The organism is Streptomyces sp. NPDC006997, from assembly GCF_040635175.1.
Lineage (GTDB): Bacteria > Actinomycetota > Actinomycetes > Streptomycetales > Streptomycetaceae > Streptomyces.
In genome coordinates this window covers 142,701-155,569 of sequence record NZ_JBEYHH010000021.1, presented here as the reverse complement: position 1 = coordinate 155,569, position 12,869 = coordinate 142,701, and the positions used below count along the sequence as shown (strand labels likewise).

General features: G+C 74.8%; 11 protein-coding genes and 1 pseudogene. 7 read left to right on the top strand and 5 right to left on the bottom strand.

The window, feature by feature from the left end; genetic code table 11:
* A pseudogene (locus tag ABZ659_RS22215) lies at nucleotides 1–231 on the bottom strand (hypothetical protein); the annotation flags it as partial.
* 80 nt (nucleotides 232–311) lie between these two features.
* Between ABZ659_RS22215 and ABZ659_RS22210 the strand changes: the two are divergent.
* The gene (locus ABZ659_RS22210) at nucleotides 312–1,247 is read left to right on the top strand and encodes an AraC family transcriptional regulator (protein ID WP_360222701.1); all 936 of its coding nucleotides are present in this window, start codon (nucleotides 312–314) and stop codon (nucleotides 1,245–1,247) included.
* Between the two features lie 218 nt (nucleotides 1,248–1,465).
* Nucleotides 1,466–2,158 (top strand): helix-turn-helix domain-containing protein, encoded by a 693-nt coding sequence (locus ABZ659_RS22205; protein WP_360222698.1) that lies wholly within the window; start codon nucleotides 1,466–1,468, stop codon nucleotides 2,156–2,158.
* Here ABZ659_RS22205 and ABZ659_RS22200 read toward each other — a convergent pair.
* Complete coding sequence (locus ABZ659_RS22200; RefSeq protein WP_360222695.1) at nucleotides 2,135–2,542, bottom strand: VOC family protein; 408 nt, start codon at nucleotides 2,540–2,542, stop codon at nucleotides 2,135–2,137. The two genes, ABZ659_RS22205 and ABZ659_RS22200, sit on opposite strands and share 24 nt — an antisense overlap.
* A 285-nt stretch (nucleotides 2,543–2,827) precedes the next feature.
* Between ABZ659_RS22200 and ABZ659_RS22195 the strand changes: the two genes are divergently transcribed.
* Complete coding sequence (locus ABZ659_RS22195; protein WP_360222692.1) at nucleotides 2,828–4,267, top strand: endo-1,4-beta-xylanase; 1,440 nt, start codon at nucleotides 2,828–2,830, stop codon at nucleotides 4,265–4,267.
* A 29-nt stretch (nucleotides 4,268–4,296) separates the two neighbouring features.
* Complete coding sequence (locus ABZ659_RS22190; protein ID WP_360222689.1) at nucleotides 4,297–5,706, top strand: RICIN domain-containing protein; 1,410 nt, start codon at nucleotides 4,297–4,299, stop codon at nucleotides 5,704–5,706.
* Nucleotides 5,707–5,837: 131 nt separating this feature from the next.
* On the opposite strand, the gene ABZ659_RS22185 is transcribed toward ABZ659_RS22190, so the two are convergent.
* Complete coding sequence (locus ABZ659_RS22185) at nucleotides 5,838–7,448, bottom strand: carboxylesterase family protein (RefSeq protein ID WP_360222686.1); 1,611 nt, start codon at nucleotides 7,446–7,448, stop codon at nucleotides 5,838–5,840.
* Nucleotides 7,449–7,620: 172 nt separating this feature from the next.
* Between ABZ659_RS22185 and ABZ659_RS22180 the strand changes: the two genes are divergently transcribed.
* The gene (locus ABZ659_RS22180) at nucleotides 7,621–8,634 is read left to right on the top strand and encodes a hydroxyacid dehydrogenase (RefSeq protein ID WP_360222683.1); all 1,014 of its coding nucleotides are present in this window, start codon (nucleotides 7,621–7,623) and stop codon (nucleotides 8,632–8,634) included.
* Nucleotides 8,635–8,655: 21 nt separating this feature from the next.
* On the opposite strand, the gene ABZ659_RS22175 is transcribed toward ABZ659_RS22180, so the two are convergent.
* Complete coding sequence (locus ABZ659_RS22175) at nucleotides 8,656–9,855, bottom strand: DUF4190 domain-containing protein (RefSeq protein WP_360222725.1); 1,200 nt, start codon at nucleotides 9,853–9,855, stop codon at nucleotides 8,656–8,658.
* 296 nt (nucleotides 9,856–10,151) lie between these two features.
* Here ABZ659_RS22175 and ABZ659_RS22170 point away from each other — a divergent pair, with 296 nt between their 5' ends.
* Nucleotides 10,152–11,198: a substrate-binding domain-containing protein gene (locus ABZ659_RS22170; RefSeq protein WP_360222680.1), complete on the top strand. Its 1,047-nt coding sequence runs from the start codon at nucleotides 10,152–10,154 to the stop codon at nucleotides 11,196–11,198.
* 93 nt (nucleotides 11,199–11,291) lie between these two features.
* Here the strand turns inward: ABZ659_RS22170 and ABZ659_RS22165 are convergent, their stop codons facing one another.
* Nucleotides 11,292–12,014 carry a hypothetical protein gene (locus tag ABZ659_RS22165; RefSeq protein ID WP_360222677.1) on the bottom strand — a complete coding sequence of 241 codons (723 nt, stop codon included), beginning with the start codon at nucleotides 12,012–12,014 and terminating at the stop codon, nucleotides 11,292–11,294.
* A 71-nt stretch (nucleotides 12,015–12,085) separates the two neighbouring features.
* On the opposite strand from ABZ659_RS22165, the gene ABZ659_RS22160 reads away from it, so the two are divergent.
* On the top strand, nucleotides 12,086–12,730 hold the full coding sequence (locus ABZ659_RS22160) for a VOC family protein (protein WP_360222722.1): 645 nt from the start codon (nucleotides 12,086–12,088) through the stop codon (nucleotides 12,728–12,730).
* Nucleotides 12,731–12,869 lie beyond the last annotated feature (139 nt).

Sequence of the window (12,869 nt, the reverse complement as noted above, 5' to 3'; positions counted from 1 at the left end):
TCCGATCTGCACGCGGGGGTTCGACTGGGACGCCCCGGAGAGCTGGGCGGAGACCCTGCGCGGCGCCGACGCGGCGTACCTCGTGCACCCCCGCGTGCGGGAGGCCTCCCGCACCCGCCACCCGGTCGCCCGCGCGGCCTCGACGACCCGCCGCCCGGTCCGCCCGGTCGCGCCGGTGACGACGAGTGTCCTGTCCTGTACGACCGTCTGGTTCCGCGTGTTCTCCGTCATGCCCCCAGTCAACCGACGGGCCCCGCGCCAGCCCATCGTCGAACGTCTCGGCCCCATAAGCGGGCGTCTACGCTGACGCCATGGACGCCCTTGCCGGCCTGTTGGAGGGCCCACGCGCGCGTGGTGCCTTCGTGATCCGGGCGTGTTTCGACCCGCCGTGGGGCGTGCGCGTCGAGGACCGCGCCCCGCTGACGGTGATGGTGGTGGTCCGCGGCGACATGTGGCTCGTCGGGGACGCGGGGGAGCGGCTGCGGCTGCGCGCGGGCGACCTCGCCATCGCGCGCGGCCCGGACCCGTACACCTGCGTCGACGACCCCTGCACCGCCCCGCAGGCCGTGATCCTGCCGGGCGGCGAGTGCCGCTACCCCGACGGCCGCCCCCTGAACGGCTCGATGGACCTGGGCGTCCGCGCCTGGGGCGACCGGCCCGACGGCGCCACCACGCTGCTGATCGGCACCTACCTGTGGCCCGGCGAGGTCGGCAGGCGCCTCCTCGACGCCCTGCCGCCGCTGCTGACGCTGCCCGCGGACGGCTGGAACAGCCCGCTGTCGCCGCTCCTCGCGGAGGAGGTCGCCCGCGACGAACCCGGCCAGGAGGTCGTCCTGGACCGGCTCCTGGACCTGCTGGTGATCGCGGGCTTGCGGGCCTGGTTCGCCCGCCCCGACGCCCACCCGCCCGCCTGGTACCGGGCGCTGTCCGACCCCGTGGTGGGCCGGGCCCTGCGACTGCTCCAGGACGACCCGGCGCACCCCTGGACGGTGGCCGCGCTGGCCACGAAGGCCGGGGTGTCCCGGGCGGCCCTGGCCCGCCGCTTCCACGACCTGGTGGGCGAGCCCCCGATGACGTACCTGACCCACTGGCGGCTGGCCCGCGCCGCCGACCTGCTCCGCGACACGGACGCCACCCTGGAGGCCATCGCCCGCCGGGTCGGCTACGGCAGCGCGTTCGCCCTCTCCGGTGCCTTCAAACGGGTCTACGGCGTCAGTCCGCAGGAGCACCGGGGGCGGGGGGTGTGAAGGGGGTGGGTGTGCCTCGCGGGTGCGGTGGCCGGGAAGGGCACGGCGCGTGGCGGGGGGCCGCGGCTCGCGTGCCTCGCGGGCGTGGTGGTTGGAAGGGCATGGCGCGTGGCCGGGGGGCCGCGGCTCGCGCGTGGGTGGCGCGGCCGGACGGCCGCGCGTGGCGCTCCCGACGGTCGGGACGGAGGACCGCGCGTGGGCGGCGTAGCCTGGTCGGCGTGTACGCGGAACGGCGGTCGCGGCTGCCCGGCGCCGTCGTCTGGACGAACACCCCGTCCGGCGCCGACGCGGGACGCGTCCTGCCCGACGGCTGCATGGACCTGCTCTGGCACGAGGGCACGCTCCTGGTCGCGGGCCCGGACACCCGCGCCCACCTCACCGACGGCGCCCCGACCCGCTGGGCGGGCGTCCGCTTCGCGCCCGGTACGGCACCGGCCTACCTCGGCGTCCCCGCGCACGCGCTGCGCGACCAGCGGGTGCCGCTCACCGACCTGTGGCCGACGGCGCGGGTCCGCCGGCTCACGGCCCGGGCGAACGCCGGGACGGACCCGGCGACGGGCCTGGAGGACGTCGCCCTGCGCCTCGCGGCGCAAGGAGCGCCGCCCGACCCGCTGACCGCGCGGATCGTCACCTCGCTGGCCGAGGGCCGCCCCGTCGCCGCGACGGCCACCGAACTGGACCTCAGCGCACGCCAGCTGCACCGGCGCAGCCTGGCCGCCTTCGGCTACGGCCCCAAGACCCTGGCCCGTATCCTGCGCCTCGGCCGCGCCCTGTCACTGGCCCGCGCGGGCACCCCGTTCGCGGAGACGGCGACCCGCGCGGGGTACGCCGACCAGGCCCACCTGGCCCGGGACGTGCGGGAGTTGGCGGGTCTGCCGCTGGGCGACCTACTCGCCGCCCGGGACGGGTAGCGGCGCGAACAGGTCCACCCCGTTGCCGTCGGGGTCGAGGACCACGGCGTACCGCTGCCCCCAGACGGCGTCCCAGGGCTTCAGCTCCCCCCGGTACCCGGCGCCCACGAGCCGCTCGTACCCGGCGTCCACCTCAGCGGGCCCGTCGCAGCGCAGCACCAGCGAGGCCCGCCCGCTGCCGCCGGGCGCCCGCCACCCCGGGCGGAACGACCGCACGCTCTCCTCGCTGTCCAGCAACAACCGCACACCGCCGCCCAGTTCGCCCTCCGCGTGCGGCTGCTCCGCCGCTCCCTCGGGGAACTCCACCCCGAGCCGACGGTAGAAGGCGACGGACGCGGCCATGTCGGAGACGACCAGTCCCACGGCATCGAATCGTGTACTCATGCGCTCCACGCTAGGCACGGCGGCGGGGCCCGTCTTGAAGAAATCGGACACCGGCACCCGCTGCTCCGGTGGCGCTTCGAAACATTCGGAAAGAGAACGGAAACTTTCTCTGTGATGAGTATTGACGATCCACCGTCAATCCCTCAATCATCCATCTCTGGGTGACCGGCCGGGGTTCGAGACCTCGAACGAACCTCGATGGTCACCCCCGAACAGGCCTTGTGCTGCACGGCAGTTCCCTGCACAGCCGCGTCATTCCGTGACCCCTACCTCGGAGGCACAGCTATGGGCTCTTACGCCCTTCCTGGACTTGATACCCATCGAAAGATTCGTGGCTTGCTGCTGGCGCTGGTCGTCGGCGCCCTCGCCGTGGTCGGCTCCCTGGCCGCGCCGCCGAAGGCGCACGCCGCCGAGAGCACCCTCGGCGCCGCGGCGGCGCAGAGCGGCCGCTACTTCGGTACCGCCATCGCCTCCGGCAAGCTGGGCGACTCGGCGTACACGTCGATCGCCAGCCGTGAGTTCAACATGGTGACGGCCGAGAACGAGATGAAGATCGACGCCACCGAGCCGCAGCGTGGCCAGTTCAACTTCAGCTCCGCCGACCGCATCTACAACTGGGCGGTGCAGAACGGCAAGCAGGTGCGCGGCCACACCCTGGCCTGGCACTCGCAGCAGCCCGGCTGGATGCAGAACCTCAGCGGCAGCAGCCTGCGCCAGGCGATGATCGACCACATCAACGGCGTGATGGCCCACTACAAGGGCAAGATCGTCCAGTGGGACGTGGTGAACGAGGCGTTCGCCGACGGCGGCTCCGGAGCCCGCCGCGACTCCAACCTCCAGCGCACCGGCAACGACTGGATCGAGGTCGCCTTCCGCACCGCCCGCGCCGCGGACCCGGCCGCCAAGCTCTGCTACAACGACTACAACATCGAGAACTGGACCTGGGCCAAGACGCAGGGCGTCTACAACATGGTCCGGGACTTCAAGCAGCGCGGCGTGCCGATCGACTGCGTCGGCTTCCAGTCGCACTTCAACAGCGGCAGCCCGTACAACAGCAACTTCCGCACCACCCTGCAGAGCTTCGCCGCCCTCGGCGTCGACGTGGCCATCACCGAGCTCGACATCCAGGGCGCCTCGCCCACCACGTACGCCAACGTGACCAACGACTGCCTGGCCGTCTCGCGCTGCCTCGGCATCACCGTCTGGGGCGTGCGGGACAGCGACTCCTGGCGCTCGGGCGACACGCCGCTGCTGTTCAACAACGACGGCAGCAAGAAGGCCGCCTACACCTCCGTCCTCAACGCGCTCAACGGCGGTTCGACCACGCCGCCCGGAGGCGGCGAGGGCAGCGGACAGATCAAGGGCGTCGGCTCGGGCCGCTGCATCGACGTCCCCAACTCCAACACCGCCGACGGCACCCAGGTCCAGCTGTGGGACTGCAACACCGGCACCAACCAGCAGTGGGCGTACACCGACGCCGGTGAGCTGCGGGTCTACGGCAACAAGTGCCTGGACGCCGGGGGCACCGGCAACGGCACCAGGATCCAGATCTACAGCTGCTGGGGCGGCGACAACCAGAAGTGGCGCCTCAACTCCGACGGCTCCATCGTCGGCGTCCAGTCCGGCCTCTGCCTCGACGCCGCCGGCAACGGCACCGCCAACGGCACCCAGATCCAGCTCTACTCCTGCCACGGCGGCAGCAACCAGCGCTGGACCCGCACCTGACGGAACCCCGCTGACGAAGGAGTGAGCCGATGAAGCCCCACCACGGCGCGGCTGCCCCCAGCTCCCCGTCGAGACACCGCTGGTGGTCTCGGTGCACGGGCGCGCTGGCGGCGGTCCTCGCGACCGGCGTGCTCGTCGCGGTGACGACCGGACCAGCCCGGGCGACCACACCCCCCGCCGAGGCGGCGGCGGTGGACGCCCAGGCGACGGTGGACACCGACGCCTGGTACGTCCTGGTCAACCGCAACAGCGGCAAGGCGCTGGACGTCTCCGGCGTCTCCACCGCCGACGGCGCGCGGGTCACCCAGTGGACACGCCACGACGGAGCCAACCAGCAGTGGCAGTTCCTGGACTCGGGTGGCGGCTTCTACCGGCTCAAGGCCCGGCACTCGGACAAGGTCCTCGACGTGTCCGGGGCGTCGACCGCCGACGGCGCCCCGATCCAGCAGTGGACCGACCACAACGGGACCAACCAGCAGTTCCGCCTGGCCGACTCCGACGCCGGCCACGTCCGGCTCATCAACCGCGACAGCGGCAAGGCGGTGGAGGTGCAGGGCGCCTCCACCGCCGACGGCGGCAGCGTCGTCCAGTACGCCGACTGGGGCGGCGCCAACCAGCAGTGGCAGCTGGTCGAGCTGTCGTCCGCGGGCGGCGGCTGCGGCAGCGCCCCGGCGCTGACGAGCGGCACGCACACGATCCAGAGCGGAGGCAAGAGCCGCAGCTTCATCCTCAGGGTCCCCGACAACTACGACAACAACCACCGCTACCGGCTGATCTTCGCCTTCCACTGGCGGGGCGGCACCGCCACCGACGTCGCCTCGGGCGGCACGAGCGGCACCGCCTGGTCCTACTACGGCCAACAGGAACAGGCGAACAACACCGCGATCCTCGTCGCCCCCCAGGGCCTGGGCAACGGCTGGGCCAACACGGGCGGGGAGGACGTCACCTTCGTCGACGACATGATCCGGCGGATCGAGGGCGCCCTCTGCGTCAACCCGGCGCAGCGTTTCGCCACGGGCTTCAGCTGGGGCGGCGGAATGAGCTACGCCCTCGCGTGTGCCCGGGCCAACGCCTTCCGGGCCGTCGCCGTCATCTCCGGCGCCCAGATCAGCGGGTGCGACGGCGGTAGTCAGCCCATCGCCTACTTCGGCATCCACGGCATCAGCGACTCCGTCCTCAACATCGCGCAGGGACGCTCGCTGCGCGACAGGTTCGTCACCAACAACGGCTGCACGCCCCAGACCCCGCGCGAACCCGCGCCGGGCAGCCGTACGCACGTCACCACCACCTACTCGGGCTGCCGGGCCGGATACCCGGTCCAGTGGGCCGCGTTCGACGGCGGCCACATCCCCGGTCCGGTCGACGGCTCGCCCGACGAGAGCGGCGTCACCACCTGGACCAAGGGCGAGATCTGGAGGTTCTTCGCACAGTTCCAGTGACCCACCCACGGTGGCGGGACCCCGGGGCCCTGAGGGCTCCGGGGTCCTGACCGCGTCCACCGCAAGTCCGCCGGGCGTCACCGGGGTCGGGGGAACCCCGGAGCGTCATGCGCGCCCCCTGACCGGGCACCTCAGTACCGCCGGTCGCCGGTGGTGCGGCGCAGCCGGCGGACGACCGCTCGTAGTTCCGCGGCGCGGGCCGGACCCTCCGCGTCGGCGACCGTCGCCGCGGTGGCCGTCGCGGAGGCGGGTGGCGCGGTGGTCTTGGAGTCCGTCGTCCACAGCGCGAGTTCACGGTCGCGCGGGCCGTAACTGACGTGCGGCTCGCCGTCGCCGAAGACCTGGACGGGGTGGGTCGGGTCCCAGCGCCGCCAGCCCGGGTCGCCGTCCGTCGCGAACCGCACCCACGCGCCGTGCATCGCGTCGGCCAGGCCGCGAGGGGCGCCCCGGCCCGCGAGCCTGGCTGACTCGGGGGCCTCGCCGGTGTCGAAGACGAAGCCGAGTTCCAGGGCGTGGCAGGCGCCGAGGCCGGGCAGCAGGGACGGCCAGGCGAACTCGTACACGTACGCGGCGTCGGCGCGGCCGTCCGCCAGCCGGTGCAGCGGCAGCCGCAGCAGGTGGTCGGTGACCAGCTGGCCGACGATCTCCGCCGTACCGGCCTCGGGCCGCAGGGCGCGGTAGCCGCGCGGGACCTCGTGGCCGCACCGGCAGCGGGCCATGGCACCGGCGAGCGCGACCGCGCCGAGCCGGTCGACGCGCTCCAGCAGCCCGCCGGGGACCAGCCAGAGCCGGTACTCGTCCCGCGTCCAGCCCGTCAGCAGGTCGACCCCCGGTGCCGCCCCGCCCTCCGCCAGCGCCTCCAGCGGATCGCCGGGCACCAGGTCGCCGTCGACGACGATCCCGAAGGCGGGCCCGCCGAGTACCGGGCTGCTCAGCCGCCCCACCTCGGCCTGCGCCCGCAGCAACTGCTCCCGGTCGACGGCCGCGAAGGCCTCGGCGGTCGCCGGGACCTTCAGCCGGGCGGCCATCCGGCGCACCATCCGCCGTACCTTGTCCCGGTCCGACGCCTCCGGCGGCCCGCTCTGGAGCACCGCCCGCCGCACCAGCCCCCGCGCCCGTGGCGCCGCCAGCAGGGCGCCGGTACTGATCGCCCCCGCCGACTGCCCGGCCAGCGTCACCCGGCCGGGGTCGCCACCGAACGCCTCGATCGACTCGTGCACCCACGTCAGCGCGGCCAGCTGGTCGCGCAGCCCGGCGTTGGCCGGAGCGTCCGGGAACAGCCCGTAGCCCTCCACCCCCAGTCGGTAGTTGACGGATACCAGCACCACCCCGTCGCGCGCGAACGCCCGCCCGTCGTACACCGGCACGGCGGACGACCCCCGCGTCAGCGCACCGCCGTGCAGCCAGACCAGGACCGGCAGCCGGGCCCCCGCACCGGGGTCCGGCGTCCACACGTTCAGGTTGAGACAGCCGTCGCCCGGCACCACCGGGTCGGAGAGATACCGCTCGAACGCCTCCGAGTACGGCGGTTTCGGCGCCGTCGGCCCGAAGGCGCCCGCGTCCCGCACCCCGTCCCAGGGCTCCGGAGGCACGGGCGGCCGGAAGCGGCGCGGCCCGAACGGCGCCGCGGCGTACGGGATGCCCCGGAAGACGGCGACCCCGTCCTCGTACCGGCCGCGCACCGCACCGTACGGGGTGCGGACCACCGGTGCGGACCACGGGTTCGTCACGTCTGCCGTCATCCGTCCACCAGCCCTTCGGCGCGCTCGTGCACTCTCCACACCAGAGCATCACACCGGGCGCAGGTATTCCGCCGCATCCCCGGGTACGCCCCCGTATTGCGTCCCGTCGCGCGCTACCGGGTCCCGTCGGGCTCTGTTGCCTCCACCTGGCGGCCCCCCTACGGTGAGCCCCATGCCCCGCACCCCGCTGTTCAAGGCCGTGTTCGCCATGGACCCGGTGCACCTCCCGCTGCTCTTCCCCGAGTCCGTCATGGCGCGGCTGCGGCAGGCGGCCGACATCGACCCCGGGCTCGTCGTCCAGGACCTCACGGAACCGCGCGCCGCCGCCGCGCTGGCCCACGCGGAGGTACTGGTCACCGGCTGGGGCTGCCCGCACCTCGGCGCCGCCGCGCTCACCGCCGCACCCTCACTGCGCGCCGTCCTGCACGCCGCGGGCTCCGTCCGCTCCCTGGTCGGCGAGGCGCTGTGGCGGCACGGCGTCAGCGTCTCCAGCGCGGCGCACGGCAACGCCGTACCCGTCGCCGAGTACACCCTCGCCATGATCCTGCTGGCCGGGAAGGACGCCTTCACGCACCGGGAGCGCTTCCGCGCCACGCACACCCACCCGACCCCGGCGCAGACCGCCGCCACCGGCAACCTCGGCCGCCGCGTCGGCGTCGTCGGCGCCTCCCGCGTGGGCCGCCGACTCCTCGACCTGCTGCGGCCGTACGACCTCCATGTCCTGCTGTACGACCCCTACGTGACCGCCGCCGAGGCCGCCGCGCTCGGCGCTGAACCCCTCCCCCTCGACGAACTGCTGCGCCGCAGCGACATCGTCAGCCTGCACGCCCCCGACGTCCCCGCGACCCGCCACATGCTGGACCGCCGACGGCTCGCCCTGATCCGGGACGGCGCGGTGCTCGTCAACACCTCGCGGGGCGCCCTCGTCGACCACGACGCCCTCACCGACGAACTGGTCTCCGGCCGTCTCGCCGCCGTCCTCGACGTCACCGAACCCGAGCCGCTGCCCGCCGACTCGCCCCTCTACACCCTCCCCAACGTCTTCCTCACGCCCCACATCGCGGGCTCCCTCGGCAACGAGCTGGAACGGCTCGGCCTGATCGTCGTCACCGAGCTGGAGCGCCTGGCCGCAGGGCTGCCACCGGCCCACGCCGTGCGCTACGAGGATCTCGCGCGGGTCGCCTGACGGGGCCGCCCCGGGCCCGGCTCAGCCCGCGCGGTACCGCACCCGACCGTCGGCCTGCCCGCCGCCGGCGGCGGGCGTGGGCAGGTCCAGCAGTTCGCGGACGCGGGTGAGGTGCGCCGACCCGGTGTGCTCCCGCACGGACCGCAGCTCCCCGAGGAACGCGTCGGCGTCGGACGCCCGTGCCGCCGCCCGCCAGTACGGCAGACCGGCCTCCAGCTCGGCCACCAGCAGGTCGGCGGGCTCCTCCGCGCCGGGCAGGTCGGCCTCCTTCAGCAGGTCGGCCGTCTCGGCCTGCGCCTCCGCCATCCGCCCGGCCCACGCGGTGGCACCGGCGAGGTCCTCGCGGGGTGTCCGCGCGGGCTGGAGCACGGTGGCGACGTTGAGCGGCTTCAGCGCGGTGAGCAACGACGCCTGCGCGGGGTCGAGGTCGGCCGCGTCCCGTCGTACGGAGAAGTCCAGGTCGGCGCCGCCCGGCCGGGTGACCCAGCACAGGACCGTGCGCCAGCCGTCCCGCCAGCCGCTGGGGTCCGGGTGGAAGAAGTAGGTCTGGAGCGGTCCGAAGGCGAGGGGGTCGAGGGAGTATTCCAGGTACAGCTCGCCGCAGCGGGGTCTCGCGGCCTCCGTGAGCCGCTCCCGGCCGGGGAACGTCCCCTCGTCGTCGAGGGCGAACGAGGCGTACGCCTCCGCGCGGTGCGGCCGGTCGCAGGGGACGACCCGCACGGACGTGTCGTCCAGGGACGGCGTGCCCTCCTCGGGCAGCGCGTCGCGCGGGGTGAAGCAGTCGCCGGGCTCCAGCCGGTCGAGGGTGGTCCAGCCCGCCTCGGTGACCTGGCCGCCGTCGTCCCGCGCGGGCGGCGTCCACACCCGGAAGTCGACCGTCGGGAAGATGACGGCGGCCAGCAGGAGGACGGCGCCGGAGACGGAGAGCCCCGCGATCGCCAGCCCCTTGCCGCGCTCCCCGCGCCGCGCGATCTGCCGCAGCGCCACGACACCGAACACCAGCCCCAGCGGGGCGAGGCACGCCAGCGAGGTCACCAGGGCGACGACCGCGAAGGGGTTCAGGGGCGGGACGGGCGGGGGCGCCTGCGGGGGCCAGTAGGGGGTGCCGCCGCCGGGCCAGCCGTCCTGCCCGGCGCCGGGCGGTCCGTCGTACCAGCCGCCCGGGTACGGGGGCGGCTGCGCCCCGTCCCCGGAGGGCGGCGGAGATGACGGCGGGGGCATCGACACGGCGGTGGGGCCTTCCAGACGGCGGTACGGGGCGCGAGCGAACCGCCCGTACGGGGCCGTTTGCAGCGGCCCGGGGTTTCTAGTCATTCGCTCGACGCGGTGTCAAGCAGGGGGACATTCGGGGCGGACGCGTCGAAGCCGCCAGGTTCCCGACCCCGCCACGCCCTCCCTCGGTCGTCCGTCGGCCCGTTGTCTTCCCGTGACGTCGCCTCATGCCTAGGGTGGAGATCACGAGTAGGAAGCGCTTTCTGTCCCGAAGGCCCTCGGGCGGGCCGGAGAGGTGGTTCCCGATGGTCCGTACGGGGAGTCCGAGCGCACCGGCCGCGGGGCCGACGCTGGCGGTCGTCGCCCGCGAGGCCGGGGTGTCGGTGCCGACGGCGTCCAAGGTGGTCAACGGCCGCGAGGACGTCGCCCCCGAGACCCGGCGCCGGGTCACCGAAGCGCTGGACCGGCTCGGCTACGTCCGCAGACCCCGCTTCGACGCGGCCCGGGCGCCGAAGCTGGTCGACGTGGTCGTGCACTCCCTGGACAGCTCCTGGTCGGGCGCGGTGCTGCGGGGTGTGGAGCAGGCGGCGTACGACGCCGGGCTGGAGATCGTGGTGTCGGCGGGGCTGGCGCGCGCCCGCCCGGGCCGTCCGGAGCGCGGCTGGCTGGACAAGTTCACCGTGCGCGGTTCGGCGGGCGTGCTGTTCAACCTGGCCGAGCTGACCGAGGCGCAGTACGCCTGGCTGGAGCAGCACCGCATCCCCTTCGTGATGATCGACCCGGCGGGGGACGTCCCGCCGGGCGTCGTCTCGGTGGGCGCGGCGAACTGGCAGGGCGGCGTCACCGCGACCGAGCACCTGCTGGCCCTCGGCCACCAGCGCGTCGCCGTCGTCGCCGGGCCCCGGCGCGCGCCGGGCGGCGGGGCGCGGATCGCCGGGTACCGTTCGGCGCTGACGTCGGCGGGGATCGGGCACCGCCCGGAGTACGTGCTGCACGCCGGTTCCGAGGAGGCCGGGGCCCGCCGCCGTACGCACGAACTGCTCGACCTCCCGGAGCCGCCGACGGCCGTCTTCGTCTGCTCGGACCGGATGGCGCTCGGCGTCTACGAGGCGCTGGCCGAGCGGGGTCTGCGGGTCCCCGTCGACATCAGCGTGGTCGGCTTCGACGACCTCCCCGAGGCCCGCTGGGCGGCGCCGCCGCTCACCACCGTCCGCCAGCCGCTCGCGGAGATGGCCGCGACCGCGCTCCGCCTGCTGGTCCGGATGATGGACGGCGACCGCCCGGAGAGCACCCGCACCGAACTCTCGACCCGCCTGGTGGAACGGGAGAGCACGGCACCCCCGCGCGGCTGAGCGACCCGCTCGGCACGCTGGTGGGGGCGATTGGTGCCTTTGGCTCATGGGCCGCCCGGCCCGGCCACGGGAGGCGTGGGCCGAACGGGCCGGTCACCGCCCGGGCCGCCGTGACGCCGGGCCCGCGTCGGGCGGCCGTGCCCCGACGTCCACCTCGTTGTCGGGGGCGCCGTCGCCCTCCGGGGGCAGGTCGCCGCGTTCCACCGGCGCGGTGGGCCGGGCGCCGGTCGCGGGCGGCAGGAGGGCGTCGAGTTCCTCGCCGGACGGCCGGTGCACGGCGCCGGCGGCGGCGCGCAGGGTGGCGCGCGGGACCTCGGCGTCGGCGCTCAGCCGGATCAGCTGGCCGTCCCTCGACAGGGCGTACTCGTGCTGGAGGCCGGCGTCGCGGTACCAGGCGGCGCCGTCCCGCTCGCACGCCGGCGGGCCGCCGGTCTGGTCGCCGACCAGCTGCTCGGGACAGCTCGCGGCGGTCATCGACCCGCGGTCCACGGTGAGCGTGAAGTGGGTGCCGGAGCGCTGTGAGAAGTACGCCGCAGAGAAGCCGTCGTCGCCGGAGACGCCGACGGACTGCCGCGCGAGGGTGAAGCCGGGGGCGTCGGTGACGTACACGCGCTCCGGGGCGATGCCCAACGCGCCGGCCCGGTCGGCGAGTTCGCGCGGGTCGGCGGTGCCGTCGGCGGCGGGCGGGGCGCCGGTCCCGTCGGCCGCCGTCTCGCGGCCGCAGCCGGTGAGCAGCGCGACGGCCGCCAGCAGGAGCGCCGGAGCCGACGCGCGCGGCCTCCGGGAGGGCGAACGGACGTGCTGGGCATGGGACATGGCACCCATCTTGCCGTACGGACGTTCCCTCCAGCGGGGTGGCTTGCGATAGCCTCGCGCCGGTGAAGCCGATGCATCCGACGAAGCCGTCGCATCCCACGCCCGCGATTCTGGACCACCTCGTCCTCGCGACCCCCGACCTGGCCGCCACCGTCGCCGACTTCACCGCCCGTACCGGCGTGACGCCCGCCCCGGGGGGCGTCCACCTCGGACTCGGCACCCGGAACTACCTGGTGGGGCTGGGCGGAGCCGCCTACCTGGAGATCATCGGACCGGACCCGGAGCAGTCCGACCCGGACGGCCCGCGCCCCTTCGGCGTGGACGGGCTGACCGGCCCGCGCACGGTGAGCTGGGCGGTCCGCACGACCGACCTGGACGCCGCGATCGCCACCGCCCGCACCCGCGGCCACGACCCCGGCCCCGGGCACGCGATGAGCCGCCGCACCCCCGACGGCGCCCTGCTCAGCTGGCGGCTGACCGGGTCGGCGCACCCCTCGGGCCTGGTGCCGTTCCTCATCGACTGGGGCACGTCGGCCCACCCCACCGCCGCGGGCCTGCCGACAACCCCGCTGCTGGAGCTGTCGGCCACCACGCCCGTCCCGGAGGAGATCCACCGGATCCTCACCGCCCTCGGCACCGGACTGCCCCTGACGCGGGGCCCCGAGGGCATGGCCTACACCCTGGACACACCGCGCGGCCCGGTGACGTTCGGCTGACCGCCCGCCCCGTCCCTGCGGGCGACGAACACCGACTCCCGCCCGGCCGGTCCGGCGCGCCCCGAACTCCTCCGCCATGCCGAGGTACGCGTCGAGGTCGTCCCGGTCACCGTCGAGGACGTCGCGGAAGCCGCCAGCC

Coding starts and splice junctions, on each gene's coding strand:
- ABZ659_RS22210 (WP_360222701.1), top strand. CDS start 312: ATGGACGCCCTTGCCGGCCTGTTGGAGGGCCCACGCGCGCGTGGTGCC.
- ABZ659_RS22190 (WP_360222689.1), top strand. CDS start 4,297: ATGAAGCCCCACCACGGCGCGGCTGCCCCCAGCTCCCCGTCGAGACAC.
- ABZ659_RS22160 (WP_360222722.1), top strand. CDS start 12,086: ATGCATCCGACGAAGCCGTCGCATCCCACGCCCGCGATTCTGGACCAC.
- ABZ659_RS22165 (WP_360222677.1), bottom strand. CDS start 12,014: ATGTCCCATGCCCAGCACGTCCGTTCGCCCTCCCGGAGGCCGCGCGCG.
- ABZ659_RS22180 (WP_360222683.1), top strand. CDS start 7,621: ATGCCCCGCACCCCGCTGTTCAAGGCCGTGTTCGCCATGGACCCGGTG.
- ABZ659_RS22175 (WP_360222725.1), bottom strand. CDS start 9,855: ATGCCCCCGCCGTCATCTCCGCCGCCCTCCGGGGACGGGGCGCAGCCG.
- ABZ659_RS22185 (WP_360222686.1), bottom strand. CDS start 7,448: ATGACGGCAGACGTGACGAACCCGTGGTCCGCACCGGTGGTCCGCACC.
- ABZ659_RS22170 (WP_360222680.1), top strand. CDS start 10,152: ATGGTCCGTACGGGGAGTCCGAGCGCACCGGCCGCGGGGCCGACGCTG.
- ABZ659_RS22200 (WP_360222695.1), bottom strand. CDS start 2,542: ATGAGTACACGATTCGATGCCGTGGGACTGGTCGTCTCCGACATGGCC.
- ABZ659_RS22195 (WP_360222692.1), top strand. CDS start 2,828: ATGGGCTCTTACGCCCTTCCTGGACTTGATACCCATCGAAAGATTCGT.